19 protein-coding genes and 3 tRNA genes are annotated in these 23,557 nt (G+C 48.5%); 14 read left to right on the forward strand and 8 right to left on the reverse strand.

The genetic code is table 11. From position 1 onward, the window contains the following. Window positions 1-570 precede the first annotated feature (570 nt). Window positions 571-2,007 carry an aspartate ammonia-lyase gene (gene aspA, locus ACO6VG_RS14110; protein WP_422132901.1) on the reverse strand — a complete coding sequence of 479 codons (1,437 nt, stop codon included), beginning with the start codon at window positions 2,005-2,007 and terminating at the stop codon, window positions 571-573. Between the two features lie 393 nt (window positions 2,008-2,400). Here aspA and ACO6VG_RS14115 point away from each other — a divergent pair, with 393 nt between their 5' ends. Continuing rightward, entirely contained in the window at window positions 2,401-4,728 is a 2,328-nt protein-coding gene (locus tag ACO6VG_RS14115) for an inositol phosphate phosphatase SopB (protein ID WP_422137430.1), read from the forward strand. 74 nt (window positions 4,729-4,802) lie between these two features. Then, complete coding sequence (locus ACO6VG_RS14120; protein WP_422132903.1) at window positions 4,803-5,273, forward strand: glycine zipper 2TM domain-containing protein; 471 nt, start codon at window positions 4,803-4,805, stop codon at window positions 5,271-5,273. 17 nt (window positions 5,274-5,290) lie between these two features. Here ACO6VG_RS14120 and ACO6VG_RS14125 read toward each other — a convergent pair whose 3' ends face one another. From ACO6VG_RS14125 to ACO6VG_RS14140, 4 genes are read right to left on the reverse strand one after another with little or no spacing between them, the layout of a single operon-like run. After that, window positions 5,291-6,883, reverse strand: coding sequence for a glycosyltransferase family 39 protein (locus ACO6VG_RS14125; RefSeq protein ID WP_422474405.1), 1,593 nt, complete (start codon window positions 6,881-6,883; stop codon window positions 5,291-5,293). Next, window positions 6,865-7,671 (reverse strand): ChbG/HpnK family deacetylase, encoded by an 807-nt coding sequence (locus ACO6VG_RS14130; RefSeq protein WP_422132905.1) that lies wholly within the window; start codon window positions 7,669-7,671, stop codon window positions 6,865-6,867. The genes ACO6VG_RS14125 and ACO6VG_RS14130 overlap by 19 nt, the downstream gene beginning before the upstream one ends. Next, window positions 7,668-8,036, reverse strand: a complete 369-nt coding sequence (locus tag ACO6VG_RS14135) for a GtrA family protein (RefSeq protein ID WP_422132906.1) — start codon at window positions 8,034-8,036, stop codon at window positions 7,668-7,670. Before ACO6VG_RS14135 ends, ACO6VG_RS14130 begins: the two co-directional genes overlap by 4 nt. Next, window positions 8,023-8,988, reverse strand: coding sequence for a glycosyltransferase family 2 protein (locus ACO6VG_RS14140; protein WP_422137432.1), 966 nt, complete (start codon window positions 8,986-8,988; stop codon window positions 8,023-8,025). The genes ACO6VG_RS14135 and ACO6VG_RS14140 overlap by 14 nt, the downstream gene beginning before the upstream one ends. A gap of 463 nt (window positions 8,989-9,451) precedes the next feature. Here ACO6VG_RS14140 and ACO6VG_RS14145 point away from each other — a divergent pair, with 463 nt between their 5' ends. From ACO6VG_RS14145 to ACO6VG_RS14155, 3 genes are all read left to right on the forward strand, one after another. Then, window positions 9,452-9,769: a hypothetical protein gene (locus ACO6VG_RS14145; protein ID WP_422132908.1), complete on the forward strand. Its 318-nt coding sequence runs from the start codon at window positions 9,452-9,454 to the stop codon at window positions 9,767-9,769. A gap of 304 nt (window positions 9,770-10,073) precedes the next feature. Beyond that, the gene (locus ACO6VG_RS14150; RefSeq protein ID WP_422132909.1) at window positions 10,074-10,916 is read left to right on the forward strand and encodes a sulfurtransferase; all 843 of its coding nucleotides are present in this window, start codon (window positions 10,074-10,076) and stop codon (window positions 10,914-10,916) included. A 98-nt stretch (window positions 10,917-11,014) separates the two neighbouring features. Further along, window positions 11,015-11,935: a M14 family metallopeptidase gene (locus ACO6VG_RS14155; protein WP_422132910.1), complete on the forward strand. Its 921-nt coding sequence runs from the start codon at window positions 11,015-11,017 to the stop codon at window positions 11,933-11,935. Between the two features lie 94 nt (window positions 11,936-12,029). On the opposite strand, the gene ACO6VG_RS14160 is transcribed toward ACO6VG_RS14155, so the two are convergent. Beyond that, window positions 12,030-12,266 carry a hypothetical protein gene (locus ACO6VG_RS14160; RefSeq protein WP_422132911.1) on the reverse strand — a complete coding sequence of 79 codons (237 nt, stop codon included), beginning with the start codon at window positions 12,264-12,266 and terminating at the stop codon, window positions 12,030-12,032. Between the two features lie 381 nt (window positions 12,267-12,647). On the opposite strand from ACO6VG_RS14160, the gene ACO6VG_RS14165 reads away from it, so the two are divergent. The 6 genes from ACO6VG_RS14165 to ACO6VG_RS14190 all read left to right on the forward strand — a co-directional run bounded on the left by ACO6VG_RS14165 (window position 12,648) and on the right by ACO6VG_RS14190 (window position 17,218). Beyond that, entirely contained in the window at window positions 12,648-14,009 is a 1,362-nt protein-coding gene (locus tag ACO6VG_RS14165; RefSeq protein ID WP_422132912.1) for a class II 3-deoxy-7-phosphoheptulonate synthase, read from the forward strand. 327 nt (window positions 14,010-14,336) lie between these two features. Beyond that, window positions 14,337-14,413 (forward strand) — tRNA-Pro (locus ACO6VG_RS14170). Between the two features lie 37 nt (window positions 14,414-14,450). Beyond that, a tRNA-Pro gene (locus tag ACO6VG_RS14175) sits at window positions 14,451-14,527 on the forward strand. Window positions 14,528-14,567: 40 nt separating this feature from the next. Further along, window positions 14,568-14,644: transfer RNA gene (locus ACO6VG_RS14180), tRNA-Pro, on the forward strand. A 70-nt stretch (window positions 14,645-14,714) separates the two neighbouring features. After that, on the forward strand, window positions 14,715-15,230 hold the full coding sequence (gene def / locus ACO6VG_RS14185) for a peptide deformylase (RefSeq protein ID WP_422137435.1): 516 nt from the start codon (window positions 14,715-14,717) through the stop codon (window positions 15,228-15,230). Window positions 15,231-15,442: 212 nt separating this feature from the next. After that, window positions 15,443-17,218, forward strand: a complete 1,776-nt coding sequence (locus tag ACO6VG_RS14190; RefSeq protein WP_422132914.1) for a hypothetical protein — start codon at window positions 15,443-15,445, stop codon at window positions 17,216-17,218. Here the strand turns inward: ACO6VG_RS14190 and ACO6VG_RS14195 are convergent. Then, window positions 17,184-17,975, reverse strand: coding sequence for a TatD family hydrolase (locus ACO6VG_RS14195; RefSeq protein WP_422132915.1), 792 nt, complete (start codon window positions 17,973-17,975; stop codon window positions 17,184-17,186). The two genes, ACO6VG_RS14190 and ACO6VG_RS14195, sit on opposite strands and share 35 nt — an antisense overlap. Window positions 17,976-18,023: 48 nt before the next feature. Between ACO6VG_RS14195 and ACO6VG_RS14200 the strand changes: the two genes are divergently transcribed. Both ACO6VG_RS14200 and ACO6VG_RS14205 read left to right on the forward strand, forming a co-directional pair. Beyond that, a complete protein-coding gene (locus ACO6VG_RS14200) occupies window positions 18,024-18,491 on the forward strand; it encodes a hypothetical protein (protein WP_422132916.1) in 468 nt (155 codons plus the stop codon). A gap of 3 nt (window positions 18,492-18,494) precedes the next feature. Further along, a complete protein-coding gene (locus tag ACO6VG_RS14205) occupies window positions 18,495-19,013 on the forward strand; it encodes a copper chaperone PCu(A)C (RefSeq protein WP_422132917.1) in 519 nt (172 codons plus the stop codon). A gap of 67 nt (window positions 19,014-19,080) precedes the next feature. Here the strand turns inward: ACO6VG_RS14205 and ACO6VG_RS14210 are convergent, their stop codons facing one another. Beyond that, window positions 19,081-20,661 carry a peptide chain release factor 3 gene (locus ACO6VG_RS14210; protein WP_422137439.1) on the reverse strand — a complete coding sequence of 527 codons (1,581 nt, stop codon included), beginning with the start codon at window positions 20,659-20,661 and terminating at the stop codon, window positions 19,081-19,083. A 176-nt stretch (window positions 20,662-20,837) separates the two neighbouring features. On the opposite strand from ACO6VG_RS14210, the gene ACO6VG_RS14215 reads away from it, so the two are divergent. Then, window positions 20,838-23,399, forward strand: coding sequence for an inositol phosphate phosphatase SopB (locus tag ACO6VG_RS14215; protein WP_422474407.1), 2,562 nt, complete (start codon window positions 20,838-20,840; stop codon window positions 23,397-23,399). Window positions 23,400-23,557: the final 158 nt, after the last annotated feature.

Raw genomic sequence — 23,557 nt, forward strand, 5'->3', positions numbered from 1 at the left:
CCGTCAGGCCGGAGAAAATTTGCGAAGGTAGAACCACGTCATTCATTTTTTTACATGCTTAACGGCTGTGGAATTCGATCTCAGTGTAGCAGAGGTTTGTAACAATGCACTGAAGTAACAACACCTCGAAGTAGCTATGCTCCGCGCAGGCTGTTTCTTGTAACGCCTGTTGTCTCTTTTACAACTTACACTGAGTGGGCTGTTCTGCCTGGATTTTGCTGGACAGCTTTTTGCAAACTACAACCCAGTATACTGAGCTTGGTTATTCGATGTCCGATATTTCCAAGTCGTAATTACGTTTGAATGGTCCAGATAATTTCGCTTTCTACTGGTCGCCTAACGGAATGCGCAATGTTAATGAAAAAATTATACATTCCAAGTGGTATAACTACTGTAAATGTTTATTAAATGTGGGTAAGTAAGCAGAAGGGCAGGTTTTGGGCGGTAAAATCCTTGTTGGTCTTGATTTTTCAACGGATTCCGGGGACAAAGGGCTGATAAAGGAACCGCACCTGCAATAGCGCGGTTCTTCATACACCGGATGTCACTATATACGACTGATTTTAACGATCAGTGTACCTTATTGCTCAGGTCCAGTGGCGCGATCATGTTTTCTGGCTTGAGAATTTCCGCCAGTTGCTCGTCCGTCAGCAAGCCTTCTTCCTTAACCAGATCTACTACACGACGACCGGTCTTCAAGGCAGTTTTGGCAATGCGGCTGGAATTTTCGTAACCCAGGTATGGGTTCAGAGCGGTTACCAGGCCAACAGAGTTGTAGACATAATCCATACAGACGTCCCTGTTAGCTGTAATGCCTTTAACGCAGCGATCAGACAGCATGAACATACCGTTGGTGAGCTGCTGGATGGATTCCAGAATCTTGTAAACCAGTACCGGCTCAGCGTAGTTAAGCTGCAGCTGGGCTGCTTCTGAAGCCATGGTAACGACCAGATCGTTTCCGATAACGTGGAAAGCGATCTGGCTCATGGCCTCAGGAATAACCGGGTTAACTTTGCCCGGCATGATGGAGGAACCTGGCTGCATTTCAGGCAGATTGATGTCATTAAAGCCACACAGAGGACCGGAAGAGAGCAGACGCAGGTCATTACTCATCTTGGACAGCTTGACGGCCATTCGTTTCAGGGCGCTGGAGAAGATAACAAAAGCGCCCATGTCGGAGGTGGCTTCCACCAGGTCACCCGCCAGGATCATATTCTGGCCGGAAATTTCAGACAGGTATTTAACCGCCAGGGGTGCGTAACGGCTGTCTGCAGTGATACCCGTTCCGATGGCAGTACCGCCCAGGTTGACTTCGCACAGTAGCTTGGCCATATCCTTGATACGGTCAATGTCTTCACCGATAGTAGTTGAGAAAGCACGGAATTCCTGACCCAGAGTCATAGGTACAGCATCCTGCAGCTGGGTACGACCCATTTTCAGTACGTCTTTGAACTCTTCAGCTTTAACATCACAGGCATTCTTCAGGCTCTTGGCGGCTACAACCAGTTCGTTGTGTTTCAACACCATGGACAGACGCATAGCCGTTGGATAAACGTCATTGGTAGACTGTGCCATGTTAACGTGTGTGTTTGGGTGCAGGTGCTCATATTGACCACGACGGTAACCCATCAGCTCCAGTGCGCGGTTGGCAATCACTTCGTTGGCATTCATATTGGTGGAGGTTCCGGCCCCGCCCTGAATCATGTCAACGGTGAACTGGTCATGCAGTTTTCCGGCAATAATTTCGTCACAGGCGTCTGCAATGGCATCGGCCTTGGCTGTATCCAGCATTCCCAGATCGCGGTTAGCCAGTGCACAGGCTTTCTTGACCATGGCCAGGGCTTTCGGAATGTTTGAGAAGTGGTTCAGTGTGACACCGGAAATGTTGAAGTTTTCCAGGGCTCGCTGAGTCTGGATGCCATAGTAAGCCTCTTGGGGTACAGGGGCTTCACCCAGCAGATCATGCTCGATGCGGTATTCGTTCAGATCAGTATTATCCAGTGCCATTGATGTATCACCATTAATAAGGAATATCGGCAACAAGAGATGGGGAGTCTGGTTAAGTGCCACCTCAAAATATCAGGGTTAGTCTGTTCCTGCTTAGAGCTTCCGGCAATATGAAATTCTACCTATCAAACTATTACAAATGTCATCATTCAGGGTGTGAATAGCTACCGATGACAGGTTATAGGTTCTGCCTTTGGCTATTCTTCTAATAGGATGTCAAAGGCTTATTGTTAATGCTACTAAATCAAATTCCAGGTCTGTTCTCTAACCCCAGACATGAATGGACACAGATTCGCTCCCGATATGATCAGACAACCCCTGTGGCGGTGCTCAGGGATTTACTGATTCTTTCTTCACTTCCCGGAATTTATCACTGACTGAGGAATCATAGCTATGGATGGCAGCAAACTTCCAGCGGGCTTCCAGCCCACATCGGTTAGCCCTCAAGCGGCAACTCCGGATATCGGGGAAATGCAGGAGGCGAGGCACAGCAGCCGCCAGAACAGGTTCATCAAAGCCATTAAGAATGTTCTGAAAAAGTTGCCGGGACGAGGTAACCGTGCACTTCGCAATATCCCCATAAAGCAGAGACAAATCACTGCATTCAGTCAGCCTGTGCCGAAGATGATGTCTGGCAATATTCGATCTCAGGCTCAGGCAAACGATATTTTCAGAGAGGTTGAAGATGTCTTTGCCAAGGTAAAAATGGGGCAGGGTGACAGTCCTGAAGTTCAGAAGGCCTATCAGCAGGCCAGAAACCAATTCGAAAATGCAGCTATTTCCGTAGCCAAAGATGTTCTCATTGAAGCCAGACTTCAGTCTGATGGTGGTGAGCTTATTCTGGCAATGAAAGAGTTCATCGAGCAGCATGAGAAAAAGATTCATCAGGACTATGAACCCGTGACAGAAAAGATGGTAGAAAATCTGCGGGGACTTCCAGGTAAGCTCCTCAATGAATTATCTCTGAGGAATGTAGACAGGGAGGTTGCCAGAGAAGTGTTAGAGGTGCATCTGAATGAAAGCAGGGAGTCCCAGACCGTCTCAGATCACAACCAGATACCTCTATCAGATGCTGAAGTGGTCGTTCCCGGAAGTACTCACGATCACAAAGAGTTGTTCAAGTTACAGAAGCTGCAGTTTGATTCAGCCAGAGAAGTTCTGAAGAATGAATCACATTCGGCTCAGAGAGAGGGACGTACAGAGGATGTTGAACGCCTGACCAAGCTAGATCGTCAGCTATTGAATGAGTTGAGAAGACTCCAGCAAACCGTTCAGCTTAAGGGCGATGAACCTGTCAACAGGGAAGAGATGCGCAAGGCCAAAGAATCATATCCGAAAATTCTGCAGGACGCCCTGGTTTCGGCTGGCGTCGATAAGCAAACTGTGGCCAGAGATTTCGAAGAGGCTTTTATCGATCAGTTAAATTTTCGTCCCTGGAAAACGATAGAAAAATCTTTCTCTCAGGCTGGAGTTGAGTTTGCTTCCAGACAGCAACCTGCGGCTGAAATCAAAGTGCCAGAGTCCTTAAGGGGAGAGGTTTCCCGTCTCTATGAAACTGACTATGCAGGGTATGGAGTCAGCGGTATCGATTCGACCAACACGTATCATGCTACTAACCTGAGTCGCAGTGATTTTTCTATTAATAACAGTAATGTCTACACAGGCATAAGACATGGCATTGCCGATCCTTATGGTGTTGACTGGGATCCCGATCTAAAGGCTGAAGGTGGAAAAGTCAAGGCCAGAGAAATCTTACTTTCGGCTCTGGCAACCCGGCCTGATATTTTTGAGCAAGCTCTGATAGCGTCACAGGGAGGGCCAGTCCCAACACTTGCTATGACATCCACTTCCATGGTCACGACAGGCCTGGGTTCCGGAAAAGAGAGAAAAATGCAGAAAGCTCAGAATGAAGCTTTCAAATACTTTACTGACCCTGCTAAACAGCCTGTCACGATGGAACTTCCGGGAGCTGACGGACAGACCCGGACCATCAAACTTAATTTCAAACAGGCACGCTTTAATATTCCTGTGAACTGGGGAGGGGTTGGAAGCGCCTCTCTGGTAACAGGTGGAAGATCTTTCCAGAAAAAAATGAACGATCCGGCTATGGAAATGCTGGTAGGCAAGCTGGGCAAGGCCGACATCCCCGGCGGTATGGCTGCTGAATTTCTCAATGGCACTTCAAAGAAATGTGAGGAAATCAGGGCGCAGATCAGGGACGCCGAAGAAGTAGGCAACGGGGAAAAAGTGTCTGAACTGAATGCCCGGCTGGACCAGTTAAACAGGGATGATCGATCAGTAAAGGATCTTACCACTCAGATTAAAGCAATCTATGAAAAAGGTAGCCATTATCACCATCATCATGATGCCTATAAGCTGGCTACCAGAGTGGCCCTGTTGACTCACATGGTGGGTGCTGTGCCATTATCCAATTGCAATAGCGGCAAAGACAGAACCGGAATGCTGGATGCCGAAATCAAGTTTCTGGCGGCCAGGATCAACCCGGAAACCGGAGAGGTACCCGAACCGGGACCTATTGTGGATCCTGCTGACAGAGCCTTATTCCAGAAGATTCTTCAGGAGAGCGGAAATCTGGAAGTCCAGGAGCAGAACGTGGGTGTTCGCGGTTATAAAACAGAATGGGTCGATTCGATCAACGAGAGAGTGGGTGATCTTGCCATTCGCGAAGAAATCAGAGGGCTTTCCAAATCAGTGGATTAGTGGGGAATTTTGTCGCCGTAGCACAGTCTAAACTGGACAGGAAACTGGAATTAAACCTAACAGGAGGCATATTTATGAACAATAGGATCAAACAGGCAGGGACCGTCTTGCTGCTTTCTCTCTCTGTGGTTGGCTGTACGACCGATCAGACAGGGACTACTTATTCTGCTTCTGAAGCTCGTCAAATGCAGACAGTCCGGTTTGGCACCGTTGCTGAATCCAGGCTGGTCAAACTCGAAGGCAGCCAGGGTGAGGTCGGCACTCTGGCAGGGGCAGCGGTGGGTGGTATCGCAGCTTCCAGTATTGGTGGTCAGCGCGAAAGTGCTATTGCAGCAGTGGCTGGAGCTGTTGCCGGTGGCGTTTTGGGCAATATGGCCGAGAAGAAAATTACCTCCAAGCAGGGTGTTGAACTAACAGTCAGACTGGATGACGGCTCTTATGTTTCTGTTGTTCAACAGGCTGATCCGGCCGTTAGCTTTGCTGCGGGCGATAAAGTAAAAATCCTTACCCAGGGCACTGCCAGCCGGGTTGTCAAGGTTCAGTGAGAAAAAGGCGGATCGGCTTAATCAATGCCCTCCGCCAGATTACCTGGGGTCATTTGCGGTCTTAAGAGGTAATACTCCACAAACAGTTTAGGCTTATTATCCACCTTCACTTTAGTCACGGGCTCGAATTCAAAGAGCCCTAGAAATTCAGCCTGAGGATAGTTCTTTTCAAGCCTTTGTCTGACTTCCTTTGAATATCGCTTGCCATCCGTCATGACAATGATTCCGCCTTTTTTGCGGAAATCTTCTTCTTTCATCCAGAGGCTTTCTGTCGGATTAAGACCAAAAAATGGAATGGTTTTGTGATTCTGGCTATACGCCAGCAGCTCAGCAACGTGGTAGTGAAGCCCGCCCAGATAAGGGATATAACCTTCGTTTTCAGGGCGATCTTCCTGGTGAAATGCCCACAACTCTTCAGCTTTTAGCATTTGGGCCCTGAGAGGCACGAACTCCACTGAATCCGAGTAATCTTCATCAAAGACAGGTTTGAACAGCAAGTAGCTGCATCTCAATAAAACAAACAATACCCCGGTGAATAAACACCAGAACACCACTTTCTTGAAACGCGGGTAATCGATCAATGGACGAGTCCAGACCAGCACCAGCAGCGGCAGCCAGACAAAGTAGGGGGTAGCCCAGCGGGGTACGAGCTTCTCGCCGGTTACCAGTCCAAACAAGAGTGTACAGGCAAATGGACCTGTCGCTATGGCGATTAGAAAAACTTTTTTGAAACGATCATAAAGGATAGGGAGCCTGGGAGCTCTGAAAAGGGGGATCATCAAAAGAAAGAATACCAGGACATTGCCCAGATTATTCTTGATAAAGTTCAGAGGAAATATCAGATGATCCCAGTGTGTACCGGTTCCATAACGCTCACTTTCAACGTAGTTTTCTCCCAGATAGCTCACTGCTGCAAAGTTGTTGTCCCATAGCCAGTAAAGATGGGGTGAAGCGATAGCCAGTGCGAGAAGCCCACCCAACCATGGGCCAACGGAGGAAAGTGCGAGTCTGCCTTCGTGGGTGATTAAAAGAACAATAAACAGGGGCGCAAACAAAACGGCCACCTGATATTTAGTCAGAATGGCCAGCCCTGACATGACTCCGGTCAGCAGCCAATAAGCCAGGGATTGACGAGTCACTGCAAAATAAAAAGTCAGGGCAAGTAAGGCCCAAATTGGATGCTGAAGCGTGTCCGGTGTCAGTCTTTCTACCCGGTTACTGTAGAAGAGAATGCCTTGTAACAAAAAGACTGCCAGCAGGGCACCAGCCTCGGTCAAATATTCTCTGGCCAGACGCCAGACAGCAACAAAAGCAATCACCACAGTAACCTGGGCAAAGAGATAGACAGGCCAGTCGCTGGTATCACTTAAGTTTGAAAAAAAAGCGGCAGCCCAGGCTGCCAGAGGTGGGTGTTTTTCATACCCCCACTGCCAGAGATTACCCCAGGCGATGCCTTCAAGTGTGTCAGAGTGCAGCGTGTTCCTGACCAACCAGGGGCCCAGGGTCCAGAAAAACAGCTGAAAAAGGCAGATCAGACCGAGCCAGCGAAAAGGGTGCTTAATGACCATGGAAGAGGGTGAAGACTCGGCAATCATTGCTTCATTCTGCACAGATCAACTCCTGTTTGTTGACAGTCGGCTAGAAATTGTTGGCTCGATAAATAATCAAACTCTAACTGTCTGGCTTGAGGGTGATCCAGATTGATGTGGTCGGCAGTTTTACCCGGGTGACACATAATCAGCCCTTTGTCGTATGAATCAGAGAGCCATGCTTTCATCAGGGTGGAATAGTTTTCTTGCGGTTTCAGTGAATAGACGCCAGCAAAGGAAGTATTGGTATTGATACTCTGGTTGAGCAATTCGCAGTTTAGGCTCTTACTGCCAGAACCTTCAATAATGTAGCTTTTCAGGCCACCACCATGACGGATGATGGGTGTAACGCTTCTCACCCAGAAAGAAGGTTCGGGCCTAAAGGTGCGTATTACCGATAACAGGGTTTCACGTACCATGGGCAGGTGGTGTACGTGCTGATGGCCATCAACAAAGTCGGGGGCTCTGCCGGTAGCGTCGATAAAATACTGATATTGTGCCGTGACTTCTTCCAGCAGGGCGGTCCGGTCCAATAAGTGAAGATGGCTCTTGATTAAAACCTCATTCAGGCTGGGGAGCCCGTCTACATAGGCGGAACTGAGGCCATTGCCTTCAGTTAAATTAAGATGCAGGCCAATATCAACCTTTTCCTGAATGGTCGTCAGGTGGCTTGCCTGCTTTATCCAGTCCGGACCAGTGACCAGACAACTGGTGGCCTGAATTCTGCCGAGAATGGCCAGCTCCAGAATAGCTTCCGATACCCCTGGGTGAATCCCGTAATCATCTGCGCACAGTGTTATTCTTTTCATTTAAAGGCCCAGTATTTGCTCAGGGTATAAGTGACCAGGGGAATCGTTGCCAGGACGATAAAGCTGGCCATTAGATAATTCAAACCGGTGTAGGTTAACAGCAGGGTATAAAGCCCCTGATTGAGCACAAAACTGCAGAGCAATTGAACCAACAGGAATTTCAGCAGAGTATTGCGAAGTACATGTTGCTTGTGATTAAAAGTCCACAATGAATGACCCAGGTAACTGACGACAAAGGCCAGAATAAAAGCGGCAGGGTTTGCCAGTAGCGGGTTTACTTGAGTCAGGTCTACCAGAAGCCAGAGTACAAAAAGGTGAACAGCTGCAGCAGTACTGCCAGTTATAATAAACTTAATCGGCTGCATTGCTATCCTTCTGATTCTTGAATCCCAGTTGTCGCTGTATCAAGTATCTGGGGCGTTTTTTTACTTCACAGAAAATACCGGCAATGTACTCACCCAGTAACCAGAGAGACAATAGCTGTATGCCGCCAATAAAGGTGATGGCGACAATGACCGTGGGCCAGCCCGGCAAGGGGGCGCCAAGAACAAGAGTTCGAAAGATGATAAAGAGTGCGTAAAACACTGAGATGAAAGAAATAATCAGTCCAAGCCCACCGACAATCCTGAGTGGCAAAGTAGTGAATGCTGTAATGCCCGAAAGAGCCAGGCTGGTCAGTTTGCCATAGCCCCAGCCGGATTGCCCTGCCAGCCGGTTTCTAACCTGAAAGGGAAGGCCGATGCTCTTGTAACCTACCCAGGCATAGATACCTTTCATAAAGCGACTGCGCTCAGGCATGGCTCTGAGGGCATCGACCACTACCTTGTCCAGTAGCCGGAAGTCGCCTGCGTGAGCTGGTACATCAATGCCTGTGCTGGAGTGCATGATTCGGTAGAAAAATTGTGCGCCTTTCTTTTTCAGGAAAGATTCATTTTCCCTGTCCTGACGGACGCCGTAGACCATCTGGTAACCCTGTTGCCAGTAATCAACAAAAACAGGGATCATTTCCAGAGGGTGCTGAAAGTCTGCGTCGATCAAAATCACAGCGTCACCGGAAGTGGCATCAATTCCGGCAGTCAGCGCAGTCTCCTTGCCGAAGTTTCTGGATAACTCAATCAGCTTGATCCTCTCGTCATTACAGAAGGATTCGACCAGTTCGACCGTTTTGTCGGTACTGCCATCATCCACCACAATAATTTCAAGATGCTCGGTGATCTCTTCAAGCTGTTTAATCAGTGCTTCCATGAACCGACCAATGACCTGGCTTTCATTGAAAACCGGCACCACACAGCTAAGTAAGAAGTTGTTAGAGGGCATTTTGTCTCCGGCTCGATAATTTATAGGGTCATGAGTTTCGCTTTCCATCCTTGAACAGGGAGCGATATATCGGGCTCATGGCTACATTTAATTGTTATTATTTATCGGCTTGGCACTCTTTACAGTGAGGCTCAATTCACTAAGCTGCAGGAAAAGAACAAGGTTATTCATCAGTAAAATGCTTTTTTTCTTGGTGTTGACAGAGCATTCCTGACTCGCGCTTGTGACCAAAAATTGAGCAAAGTTCTACACCATAGTGGTATGGTGTCTCTGAAAAAGCAAGTTGCGGTCAGAGTTTTAAAGGACTGACTCAGGATTGCGTGAATCCTTGCTTTCATTAGAAGAATCTTTTAGCTGGGGCATTCTGTCAGTTCGGGGCACAGAAGCATGACCAATGTCCTGTCGTCTGATACGGTATAGTCCGGATTTTGAGATCATAAACAGACCCTGTGACGGAGTAGCTATGAGAAAGGAACATCTGATTGCCCTGGTATTTGGCTTTGGGATTCTGGCCGTTGCCGCAGGGCTTTATCTGATGCAACCCGCTGATGAACCTGGGCAGGTAGATAGTAACAATGTGCTTGTTGAGACTCCCTCTGAGCCTGAGGCAGAAACCAGGGCAGCTGAAGACGACGATGATTTCCCGTTGTCCAATAATGGTGATGTAACACGGATTATTATTGATGATGAGGCTGGGGATATCGGTGACATTTTGTCTGAAAAGGTTCTGATCAATGACGAAGTGGTAGACCAGAGCGAACTGGATGAGCTGGATCACTGAGATATAACGATTATTTACCGAGGCTTATTGATTGATTACAAGATTGTGGGAAATGTCTTACAAAGTCTGGTGCTTTCTTCCTGCATTCTGCCCTTCAGCAGCTTGATATGTTGAAGGTGCATGGACAGCAAATTCACACGGATGTGAACCCATCATGGACAGTCGGGTAGTAACCCTGAGTCTCCCCTCAGGGTTTTTACCCAGCCCCTGCCTCTGAATTGATCAGCAATAATCCAGAACCTCAGTGAAGTCTTCTTACCGAGATGTTTGAGCATCTCCCTGAAAGTTGGGATGGATTTATAGAATGTCACCCTTCATAGAACCCGAAACCCTGGCAGCCCTGCTAACCGCCCCCGGGGTTGTCGTGCTTGATGCTCGCTTCAGTCTTGCCGACCCCAAACTGGGACAGACTCTTTACCGTCAAGGACATCTCCCCGGTTCTCGATACATCGATCTCGAGAAAGATCTGTCTGCTCCATTGGTTCCCGGGAAAACCGGCAGGCATCCCCTGCCGGAGCCTGAGGTGTTTGCTGAACATTTGAGAACCCTGGGTATCAGCAAAACCACCCATGTGGTTGTTTATGATGACGGTAATCATGCTATGGCTGCCCGAGCATGGTGGCAATTGCGCTGGGTTGGCGTGGAACCTGTTCAGGTTTTGCATGGTGGTTTCAAAAGATGGTCTGCTGGCTGTTATCCTGTAACGACTGAAACGCCTGCTATCACCCCCTCTGACTTTATGGCTGATGTTAATCACGGCATGACAGTCTCTGCCAGTGAGGTTATGGAGCAGTTGCAAAGTCCGGTTTTTCGTTTAATAGATGCCCGTGCTCCTGAGCGTTTTGCCGGAGAATCAGAGCCTCTTGACAGTAAAGCAGGTCATATTCCCGGGGCGATCTGTTATCCATTCACTTCCAATATGGATAATTCAGGTTCTTTTCTTTCCATAGAACAGTTACGAAAACAGTTGGGAGTTCTGATGGTCGATGGACTGGAGCCCGTGTTTTACTGTGGCTCGGGTGTTACTGCCTGTCATAACCTTCTGGCTATGGAATACGCTGGTATGCCAGCTGCCAAACTCTTTCCGGGTTCATGGAGTGAGTGGATTACTGATGACAGCAGGCCGGTAGCAACCGGTTTGCGTTGAACCCTGTGTCTTTTGGACTGGATGTTATCATCACAAGCGGCTATTGACTGAACTCTGTATACTCTGCTCTTTTCAGTGAATGCGTTAAGGGCAGAGAGATGGGCAGCAGTTATAGATTCCCGATTGGCACGCCTGGTCAAGTATGGGGCAAGGAAGAACGTAAAGTCTGGTATGAACAAACCACCATCAAGCGTGAATACCAAAGGGAAGTCGTGCCCAAAATAATGGCTTTGAAAGAGCATTATGATGTTGAGCAGTATGGTGCCCTGTCCTACGATGTTGAGCGTTTTCCTTTGTATGCCATCAGGAGTCGAAACTGGAACACTGACAAGCCCGTTGTTCTGGTGACCGGTGGAGTCCACGGCTATGAAACCAGTGGTGTTCACGGTGCGTTAAAATTTCTGGAAGTTGAGGCTAAAAACTTTGTAAGCCACTTCAATATCCTGGTGGCGCCCTGCATCAGCCCCTGGGGTTATGAAACCATCAATCGCTGGAATCCCAATGCCATTGATCCTAATCGTTCCTTCTACAAAGACAGCCCGGCAGAAGAGTCCACCAACTTGATGAAACTGTTGGCAGGTTTGGAGCAGGAAGTATTGGTTCATATTGATCTGCATGAAACTACGGATACGGATGAAACTGAATTTCGTCCTGCTCTGGCAGCAAGGGATGGCAAAGGCTATGTGGAAGAGGGAATACCGGATGGTTTCTACACAGTGGCTGATACCGAAAACCCTGTTCCCGAATTCCAGAAGGCGGTGATTGATTCCGTCAGACAGGTGACGCACATTGCACCCGCAGACGATCAGGGAAAAATTATTGGCTCCCCGGTGATTCAGGAAGGTGTGATCCACTATCCTATGAAAAAGCTGGGTCTTTGTGGTGGTATAACAGACTGCAGGTTTGGCACCACGACTGAAGTTTATCCGGACAGCCCAAAAGTAACTGACGAAGAGTGCAATGATGCCCAGGTGGCGGCTATTGTCGGCAGTCTCAATTATGTAATGGGTCAGCTCTGACTATGAGCCTGCGTTTCCTGCAGCAGGCAATGACGGCAGGAAACATCAACCGCAAACAAGCTTCAAGACAGCTTCAGATTGACAGGCTACAGGATCACCGGCGCAGCGGCGTCAGCTCGCGAATGTCTTTTTCCATAGCCAGCTTACTGACGACCTGGTTCTGGCTGGTAAAGCCTGAGACAGACATTTTGACTTCGTAGTGGCCTCGCTCCGGAACCAGTTCAGCAGAAAAGTTGCTGATCTTGAGGCCCTCTTCTGCACTGGAGTTCAATACTTTCTCAAGGCTGTCGAGGCTACCTGTCGTGACCAGTCTGAGTTTGAGTTCGCTCACTGTCTTCTCCTTTTTTTCGTGACGCTTTATTTCGCAGTGGCAAAAAAAAAGCCCCCGGACCTTCTCTTGGTGCGGGGGCTGTGTTTTCTGCTTTTAAGCTATCCATGACAGACCCCGCGACACATAATAATGCCGCGTTTCATAATGGTTTTGGTCATGGATCGTGTGGAATTCATGGTCGCTAATGCACCAGGCTAAATTTCAGTGCACTGTATACCAAATTTTTCAATTGTGTGTAAAGGCTTTTTGTTGAAAGGCTGAAAGTAAAAAACAGGCTATTCTTTTTGATACAAGTTCGATAGAGATTGGGCTTTGTCCAGTGATTTCATGTAAAATGGCCTGTTATGTTCATGAAGAAATACGACGCCCCGAGAGGAGCAAATGAAACAATGGCAAGTTGATAGCTGGAGAGAAATGCCTGTCATCCAGCTGCCGGAATACCCCGATCAAGATCATCTTAAACAGGTGGAGCAACAGTTACACCGCATGCCGCCGCTGGTCTTTGCCGGTGAGGTAAGAGCGTTGCGACAGAAGTTGACAGCTGCTACCGAGGGCAAAGCGTTTCTATTGCAGGGTGGTGACTGTGCCGAGAGCTTTCTGGAGTTCTCAGCAGATAATATTCGGGATACCTTCAAGGTCCTGATGCAGATGGCCGTCGTGCTGACATTTGGCGCCAGTTGTCCTGTCATCAAGGTAGGCAGGATGGCTGGCCAATTTGCCAAGCCCCGTTCGTCTGGTACCGAAGTCATAGAAGGTGTTGAGCTGCCGATTTATCGCGGCGACATCATTAATGCTATGGACGCCACAGTAGAATCCAGAATTCCTGACCCCGAGAGAATGCTTAAGGCCTATCATCAGGCGTCATCGACTCTGAACCTGCTCAGGGCTTTTGCCCAGGGCGGGCTTGCGTCTCTGGAGCAGGTTCACGCCTGGAATCTGGATTTTGTCGCCAGCAGTCCACAGTCTGAGCAGTACAGTCATCTGGCTGATCGAATTGATGAAGCACTTGATTTCATGAGGGCCTGCGGTATTTCTTCCGAGCATTCCAGGGTGATCAGTGAAACGGACTTCTACACCTCCCATGAAGCTCTTTTGCTGCCTTATGAGCAGGCCATGACCCGTCAGGACAGTCTTTCCGGTCACTGGTACGACTGCTCGGCACACATGCTCTGGGTAGGCGACAGAACTCGTCAGGTTGAGGGGGGACACGTTGAATTCGTTCGGGGTATTAGCAACCCGATTGGTCTGAAGGCGGGTCCAACCATGCCTCCTGAAGATCTGATTCGCCTGATTGATCTGATCAGCCCGGACAACGAAGCTGGTCGCCTGAATGTGATTGTGCGCATGGGCGCAGACAATGTTGAAAAACACCTGCCAGAACTGATTCGTGCTGTCGAGAGGGAAGGGCGTCAGGTGTTGTGGAGCTGTGATCCGATGCACGGCAACACATTCAAGGCCTCCAACGGTTATAAGACGCGTGAGGTCAGCCGAATTCTGCGTGAGGTGAAACAGTTCTTTGCGGTTCACCAGGCAGAAGGAACCTATGCGGGTGGTGTTCACTTTGAAATGACCGGTCAGAAGGTAACCGAGTGCATTGGTGGTTCCCGTGCCGTAACCGAAGACTCTCTGGGTAATCGCTATCATACTCACTGTGATCCAAGACTGAATGCTGATCAGGCGCTGGAACTTGCTTTCATGATTTCCGACACTCTGAAAGACTGTCGAAAACTGCGTGAAAGATGACCACGATGATGCAGTTGGACAGGATCCTTCGAGGGGGTAGTGAATGGCATTGTTACTGCTCAACTCAGCACTGAGGAATTGGAGTTGATAATATCTTTACAGGGCATCTATGCTTCGGAAGGAAATTTTCCCAGTCTGACTAAAAAAATAACCATGAGCGAAAAAACATTTTACATTAAAAAAAGGTCCTTCCTGTGCAAGTTCTTGGTTGTCTGTTTTTTAGCTGGTTGAAGTTTTGTGGCAAATACTTTTGTCAAAGGCGAATCATTTTGGTAGATTAGCCGCCGTTCCGTGGCGAGGCCTCAAAAGCCTGTCACGAGATAGAGACGGGGTATAGCGCAGTCTGGTAGCGCGCCTGCTTTGGGAGCAGGATGTCGGGAGTTCGAATCTCTCTACCCCGACCAGTTTCTTGCAGAAGTAACCTGACTTCTGGACAGAACACGGGGTATAGCGCAGTCTGGTAGCGCGCCTGCTTTGGGAGCAGGATGTCGGGAGTTCGAATCTCTCTACCCCGACCAAATTCTTGCAGAAATTTCACGGTTTCTGGTCAAAACGCATCGGGGTATAGCGCAGTCTGGTAGCGCGCCTGCTTTGGGAGCAGGATGTCGGGAGTTCGAATCTCTCTACCCCGACCATTTTTTCCTCCTTTTTTTCTGTCTATAGTTGTTGTGTAACAACCAACAAAATATTCACAGAAGAAACTCCATGGCGATTTTAAAACTGGTTCCGGAATCCAATCCTGCTTTAAGAACTCCCACTACTCCTGTTACTGACTTTGGTCCGGGTTTTCAGAAAATCGTGGATGATATGTTCGAAACTATGTATGCCGTTAACGGTGCCGGGCTGGCTGCTACACAAGTTGGTCTGGGGATGAGAGTGGCGGTAATTGATGTCACGCGTGATAAAAGTCAGCCTCTGGTCATTGTAAATCCTGAGATTATTGAAAAGTCGGGTGAACAGAAAATGGAGATGGGCTGTCTTTCACTGCCGGGCTGCTGGGCAGCAGTTAAGCGGGCAGGCTGGGTCAAAGTCAGGGCTCAGGATCGTCATGGTGAATTTTTCGAGATGGAAGGTGAGGGTATCCTTTCAGAAGCTTTTCAGCATGAAATCGACCATCTGGACGGTGTATTATTTATTGACAAACTCTCGGCTCTGAAGCAAAAAATGGTACGTCAAAGAGCACGTAAGGCGCTGAAGAAGCATGAAAGAGGTAATAAATAAGGCCGCAGACAGATTTGAATCCAACATGTTTTTGACTCTTGATCCTATAGAAGGTTTGTAGGCTGGAAAATAGAAGTGTTTTCATAGTAAACCGAGCCTTGTTCATTTCAGAGTGCATTTATTAATAAACTAAAAGCAACTTCCTTTCGGCAGAATGAATCGCTTTAGTCTACTTTAGATAAGGTCGTGTTTATTGGCTTGGAGTTACTGTTTTGCTCATTAAAAAAATAAAGGAGTTTGCTCGAACGGGACGTCGTTCATTATTTATAGCTTTTATTGTTTCTATCCCCTGGACTACTGCTGAAGGATCAAACGGCTTGATTGTTCAAGCTCTGGCGATAAACGCTTTTCTTGATTATCTCTATAATCTGCAACAGGGTAATCTGGAAGGAGAAAATGATTCTTCCAGACCTTTTACTATTGGTCTGGATGGGCCTTCCGGAGCCGGTAAGTCTACTTTTCTTGATCAATTTACTCAGGAGCTTCGAACTTCTTCGGCACTTTATCAACGATCACATTCGGAGCTGTCAGGCAGGGTCTGCAGTCTGGAGACACTGGGGATTGATACCTTTCTTCATTCCCGTGCCGACCGACGTGAAATGTTCAGCCATCTGGGCGATGGCGCGTCAGGGAACAACAATGGTGAGGAGTATCGGGCAGAGCTTAGAGATAGCTGTCTGGCAGCGATAGCCCGGGGGGATTCTTTTCGGTATGCCCCTTATTGTCGCCATCTGGAAGGTCAGCTGGGTCCTGAAGAAGCCCGGCGTATCACCTGCGATATTCTTATTATCGAAGGTACTCATGTGAATGATCCGGGGGCTCGGGCTTCCATTGATCACGCCCTGTTTCTCGACAGTGATGATAATTTAATTACCTGGAATATGTGGAAACGGAACTATCTTCTGGGTAATCGAACGAAAAAAGAATTATTTGCAATCTTGCAGGTTTTGTTTGAGCAGTTTAAAACCTGGAGAAGAAGAAATGCTGACCTATCGGACATTCATTTTTATTGGCATACGAATAACGAAGTTCCTGAACTGACAGAAGAAACTATTGATTCAGAGCTGCCAGATCTGGCTCGACAGTTGCGACTTCATCATTTTAACTCAGGCTATGCCCTGACACGTCTTTTTCAACAGAATTCATTAGATTCGGAAGTATTAAGCAGTCGTATGCGTCATCACTTCCAACCTTTCATGTCCAGTAGAAGTCTTGTGGCGATGGAACATGAAAGCTTTCTTTCGTTTGCTAGAATGTTGTTGGAACCATTAAGGCTGACTCTTCACGAGGTCCATCATGGCAATGAGTGTTTATTTGTTTCACTGAACGCTATTCTGCCAAACGATTATTTGAATCGGGAGCGTGTCATTGTCCTGTTGAGACAGTTATGGAAAACCTGGGAGCAGAATAATCTGACTGATGCCCAGAGAAGGCTTTTAAGCTGGATTGCTGCAGATATTGAAGCTGAAGCTGATTTTCTCTCAGAAGGGAATCTGGGCGGACTTCCTACTATTTTGATGACCTGGGCAGCCCTGCTGGGGTCGGATCATCCACCTGATAAACCTTTGTATCTTATGATCCGGTTGGGCGGTGTTATACAGGTCTGGAGCCTTAATCTGGACGGCACCATCAGTGAATTGGATGCTGTTCCTGAAGTTGAGCCGGTGCTGATCTACGATGGTGTTAATCGCTGGATGTTTGCAACGTCCGAACAGAATATCCTGAATAATGTGCCCGGTGTGCTTCCAACGACGCTCTCCACTGATGGTGGTACTTTTAATGATGATGGAGGTCATGACGATGACTCAGGCTTCTATTCTTCTTCCAGTTCCAGTTCATCTTCTTCCCTGTCATCACTCTTGAGCTCATCGGGCGGTCCTATCCGCCAGATTGATGACATGGTGATTGGGGGTAATTTAACCGAACCTGAGCCTGAGCCGTTGTCCAGTTATATTATTTCGCCAGGATTGATAATGCATTCTCGGTAGTAGCCTGTGCGATCTCTTTTGTAGAGCTGGAACGTAATTGTGCCAGATGCTCAAGGACAACAGGTAATAGGGTGGGAGTGTTCCTTTGACCCTGATAGCCTGACATCGGCATGTCCGGGGCATCGGTTTCCAGAACAATACTACTCAGGGGTAACGAGGTGGCCAGCTGGCGTGTTTTTCTGGCCCTCTGGTAGGTAATTGTACCGCCAAACCCCAGTTTGAAGCCCAGTTCAATATACTGTCGGGCCTGTTGTTCACTGCCAGAAAAAGCATGTACGATGCCACCTTTCTCCGGTTTAATTTGCCGGATTTCTTTAAGGATTTCATCGTGTGCTTTCCTGCAGTGCAGAATGACAGGTAGCTTAAATTGATCGGCAAGCTCAAGCTGCCTGATAAAATAGTAGTGCTGTTGCTGACGGTCCGAGTTGGTCAGCGAGTAGTCCAGGCCTATCTCACCCACAGCACAAACCGTCTCGGAATGACGTTCCAGGAATACTTTCAATTCATCAAGGTGTTGAGGTCTGTGGCTTTTCAGAAAATAAGGATGTAGTCCGAGTGAGACAAAGCGTCGCACAGAATCGGGCAAATCATTCACTTGTTTCAGAACTCTGGGCCAGTAACGCGCTTCCGTTGCCGGGATGCAGATTGAGCGGACACCTGCGAGCCAGCATTGTTCAAGGGTTTCATCCCGGTCCTGGTCGAACTCGGGAAAGTCCAGGTGACAATGGCTGTCAAACAATTCTGGTATAGGGGACATAATGTTCATAAAGTTGGTCATCGGGCTTCAGTCTGTTATGTTACCCCGATGAAAATAAAGCAGTACATAGGGTTGGGTGTTTCGCTGGTGCTGATTGCAGTACTGGTTTTTATACCTCGCTACTTCAAGTCGGAATCTGAAACAGGGCTGACCGGGCAGAGCTTCCACAAGAGATGTCTGGTGGCTGAAGGCTGTCGACTGACAACAGCAGACAGCGAGATTGAGCTGAGAATAAAGCCGTCAGGTCTGCCGAAGCTGGAGCCGCTGGATGTTGAAGTTCTCCTGAGAGGCCTGTCAGCAGACAGGGTTACCATGGAGTTTTTTGGCCGGGATATGCCGATGGGGTTAGCTCCTTTTCCACTCTACAAGCAGTCCTCTTTTTTTGGGCCTTCGGTATTCAGTGGCGTAGGTAACCTGACTTTTTGCACGGTTGATAAAGATATGACCTGGCTGGCCAGACTGGTGATTGAATCAGGTTCCGAAGTGACAACAGTTGTTTTTGAACTGGAGACTTGAATTATGAAGCTATTGGCAATGGCTACGTTGGCCATTTTCGCAGGCATGTCACCTATAGCCCTTCAGGCGGCAGATGTTGAGATAAAGGATCAGTACGCAAGAGCGGTACCGGCTGTTTCCACAAACTCTGCGGCTTTTCTGACTATTACCAACAAAGGTAAAGAAGATATCAAGCTGGTCTCTGCCGACAGTGATAGCGCGGTTCATGTTGAGCTGCACGGTCACAGGCATGAAGGGAATATGATGAAAATGTTCGAGTTGAAAGATATTGATATACCGGCAGGTAAAACTGAATATCTCAAAAGTGGTGGCAATCATATCATGCTGATGGGTTTGAAGAGGCCATTGAAAGCCGGTAGTGAGGTTGATGTCACCCTGCATTTCTCTGACGGGGACGCTGTGGATGTAAAAGTGCCGGTAAAGGATCTTAGTCACGAAACCAAAGATATGGCCCATGGCAGTGCCACGAAGCATGGCGAGATGGATCACGGCTCAGTGGATCACAGTACCATGGATCACTGATTCAGAAGTCATCCTGGCCTGATCCTGTCACTTCACTTTAAAGCGAAGTGGCAGGATTCAGGAGAGCTCAGTGCTCGCGGGTGGTCCTGAAGCTAATATCCGGGTAGCGTTCCTCTGCCAGGGAGAGATTGACACGGGTAGGAGCCAGGTAAGTCAGGTAGCCACCACCATCAATCGCCAGATTGTCAGCGCATTTGCGCTTGAATTCCTCCAATTTACGTTCGTCCGTACAATCCACCCAGCGGGCGGTATTGACATTGACCGGCTCGTACATAGCCTCCACCTTGTACTCATCCTTAAGGCGGCGCATAACGACATCAAACTGGAGTACGCCGACCGCACCCAGGATCAGGTCATTATTGTTCAGAGGCATGAACAACTGGGTTGCGCCTTCTTCTGAAAGTTGTTGCAAGCCTTTCTGGAGCTGCTTGAGCTTCAGAGGGTCTCTCAGGCGAACGCGCTTGAAAAGTTCGGGGGCGAAGTGTGGAATCCCGGTAAAGCGAATCTCTTCGCCCTGGCTGAAAGTATCGCCAATCTGGATAGTGCCGTGGTTGTGCAGACCGATAATGTCACCGGAGATAGCTTCCTCGACATGGGAGCGATCACCTGCAAGAAAAGTGACAGCGTCGGCAATTTTTACATCTTTGCCGATTCGCACATGCTTCATTTTCATATTACGGGTGTATTTTCCGGAACAGATGCGCAGGAAGGCAATGCGGTCACGATGTTTAGGGTCCATATTGGCCTGGATCTTGAATACAAAGCCAGAAAATTTGGCTTCGTCCGGCTCCACTGCCCTCTGATCTGTTATACGAGCCAGAGGCGCTGGAGCCCACTCGGCAAAGTCGTCCAGCATTTCACGGACGCCAAAGTTGGCTAGGGCAGTACCAAAGAAAACAGGCGTCATCTTGCCAGCATGATAGGCTTCCAGGTCAAACTCATGACTGCCGCCGCGAACCAGTTCCACCTCATCGACAAAGTCTTCATGAATATCACCCAGCAGCTCTTTGGCTTCGTCCGACTCAAGACCCTTGATACGAATATCGTCGGGTATAGTATGTCCCTGGCCGGGGGTGAAGACGTGAATAGTATCGGTGTAGAGGTTATAAACCCCCTTGAAATTCTTGCCCATGCTGATCGGCCAGGTAATGGGAGCACACTGAATTTTCAGGATGCTTTCCACTTCGTCCAGCACTTCAATCTGGTCCCGGACTTCACGGTCCATCTTATTAACAAAGGTAAAGATTGGAGTGTCTCTCAGACGACAGACCTCCATCAGTTTAATGGTCCGGTCTTCGACACCCTTGGCGCCGTCAATCACCATCAGGCAGCTATCCACTGCTGTCAGGGTTCGGTAGGTGTCTTCCGAGAAGTCTTCGTGTCCGGGAGTGTCCAGCAGGTTGACAGTGCAACCTTTGTAAGGGAACTGCATAACCGAGGTGGTGATCGAGATACCTCTTTCCTGTTCCATTTTCATCCAGTCAGAAGTAGCCATACGACCGCTTTTACGACCTTTTACAGTGCCGGCCATCTGGATAGCACCACCCAGAAGCAGCAGCTTTTCTGTGATGGTGGTTTTACCGGCGTCCGGGTGACTGATGATCGCAAAGGTTCGACGCTTTGCCACTTCGGGGGATAATCCACTCATTGATGTTTTGCCTGATTCCAGAGCTTGAAAAAATGGCGACATTATATCCGCTCTGTTGCGCAAAGCCAGAATCATCATAAAAGATTGAAATCGGATGTTGTGCTTGATAACACAGGACTTTTGGCGAAACCGGTCGATAAAGTTGCGAGGAGATTGATGATAAGGAAGTGAGTGTTTTGAATCCATCGCAACGGACTTTGCAATGCTTGCAACCCCTGCTGGACAGAGGGCAGGATGAATCCAGTGACATTTCTGTCAGAGGCAAGTGGCGAGGCCGGGAGGCCGAGTTGCTGCCGCTTCCTGTCAGAGAGCTGAGGGAAGGTGAAAAACTCAGTGCCAGTGAAGGTACTACGGCATTTGTTTTCAAGTACGGCAGTTTTGTGGAAAATCAGCTTCACAATGATCTCAAAAGCAAGCCGCTGAACCAAAGAACCATTAAAAAGCTGGAAACACGGGCCACAGACCTGCTAAGGGATGTCAGAAAGCTGAATTGCAGCAGTATAGAGCTCTGGCTGGATTCCGGTATGGTGGCAAAAGCGTTTGAGACTGCGACACCTTTTAAGTGGCGATCTCTTCCTCCACATGAGCAGGAGCATCTTAAGGAAGTCGTTCAGTTTCAGCTCTCTGGTCATACCGATTATCTGAGTCAATCAAAGGCTCTTGAGCTTGCGGTAAAAGTGGTCGCTCAGCATGAATCCATCTTCTCAGCCAATATTCCCGAAACGGCCCGCTTTCTCACCGGGGAAACAGAGGAGGGACATACTCTTTTTCCCGGTCAGCTCAGGCTCTGGGCCGAAGAGCACTTTGATAAGGACAAAGTCCCGGGAACTCCGATAGAAGGTGATGATCTCTATATCAGCCAATACGAGATGGAGCTGATAGGTAATGCCGAGTATTACACCAACCGTGTTTCTGGGCTTCTTTCCGGTTCCCCATTGGAGCGTCTGCAGAACACCAGTTATGCCGAACAGGCTGAAGAGGCCAGAGAGCTTGCCAAGCAACTTATCAAGACGCTGGATGCACTGGAACGGCATTCACAAAATTTGCCTGCCCAATTGCAGCAGGCTCTAATCCATGATCTGGTGGGGCAGCTCGATGGTGTGTTGGATTTTATCGATCAGCTGGAGGTCAGTGACCAGGAGAATCCACTGGGGCCGCTGCAGTGGAAAAAGTTTAAAGGTCAGGAACTGATTTCCGCAATTAATGTTCTCAAGAATGAAATTGAGCATGAAAGTGCACTCATCAACAACTCAGGTAAGAAAGGTCTACTCAGCAGAAAGAAAACCAGCAAGCTGGCAAAGCTGGAAGCATTGCATCAGACGTGGAGTGACCATTTTGACCGTATTCAGGAAGGAACAGACAATGATCTTCCTCCAGCCAGAGCGAAGCTAACTGGAAGAGCTTCCCGGGCTGACGCTCTTCCCGTGGTTGATGCAAAGGCTTATACCGCCTGTATACTGAAGCGGCTGGGAGAGGTGGGTCTGGATAATGCCAGCAAGAAACTGAAAGAATCACGCAGTGAGGTGCTCTCAACAGTTCAATGGGAAAAAATCACTACCCATCTGGATGTGAGGATTGAGGGGCGAACCCGGCATTATGAGAGTCAGCTGACCCCTGCTTCGCAAATGAAGTGGGGAGAAGGAGCAAAAGATATCTTTGAGCATTCTTATGAGGGTATGGGCAGGCCTTCGACTGAAACCAGAGAACGCGTTCATGCCGTCAATATGGCACAATCTGAGCTGTCCACTGCAGAAATGGGGAACAAGAAAGTTCTGTTCAAAGGGTTGCGTTCCGGAACCCTCTCGGCCTATGGGATAAAAGAAAAAGAGCCTCGACTTGCCGCAGCCAAAAACCGGGCCAGGGAGTTGGTGACGGCGGCTGTAAAACAGTTTCTGGATGATAATCCAGACTATCTGACATCGGGGCAGCCTGTTCCTTTGAAAATGCTCTCCACGTCTATGCTCAGTGCCGACAAACTGAGGCACTATCTGCATATTCATGATGATGAACTGAAGATGCAGAGAGAGCAGGTCGCCGCCCTCAAGGAAGTTCAGAAAGAACTCAACGATGGTAAGCCATTGGTTATTTCTGATGCCAAAGGCGAAAAATATCAACTCAGAGTCAATATGAAGCTGGCCAACACTAATTATGGTGTCAATTCACTGTCATTGGGTGGTCTGAAGTCGGTTGTCCGTCCCTGGGGTGAGGCCAAGCGGGTTAATAATGAGGGACTTATTGAACTGATGGGCTCTTTAGACCAGTTCGATCCTGTTGGCGGTTGGGTTGGCGACTATCTGGCAGGCTCGGCCCCGGAGCAATCCAAGCAGATTGTTCGTATGCTGGTTGAACAGATCAGGGATCTTCATGTTTCAGGCGACTATCAAACAGAAGGCGAAGATGCCTATAAGATGGTTGAGCGAATTCAGTTGCTGGCATTCAAGATAGGCGCAGTGGGTCATATCAATTGTAAAAGTGGCAAGGATCGAACCGGAGAAGCCGACGCCTCTATCAAGCGCTTTGCTGCCGAAGTGGAGGCCAGAGGCTATGTCCCGGATCCCCGCAAACCCGTTAGCCGGGAGGATCGTAACCTCAGTCAGGCTTTCCAGTTTGGTTCAGGTAATCTTGAATTGCAGCAAATGAACATCAACATCCCCGGGTTCAAGACTAAGTTGAACAAAAAGCGTCTGGGTGAATTTGCTCATAAGCTTGCTCATAAAGCTCGGTTTAAAGTGAAATAACCACCGAAAATCTTGCGGGTGTGAACTCTGCCCGCCTTGTTTTTCCCGGTGCTAAACAGCATGAGAGCCTCCAACTGCTAAGCCAGGTTTCAAAGCTTCCTCAAGTCTGACATAGACAGAAAGTATTTTGGATCTGTCTTACGAGGCTTATAGGTTGA

Source organism: Endozoicomonas sp. ALB032 (assembly GCF_049310125.1).
Taxonomy (GTDB): Bacteria; Pseudomonadota; Gammaproteobacteria; order Pseudomonadales; family Endozoicomonadaceae; genus Endozoicomonas_A.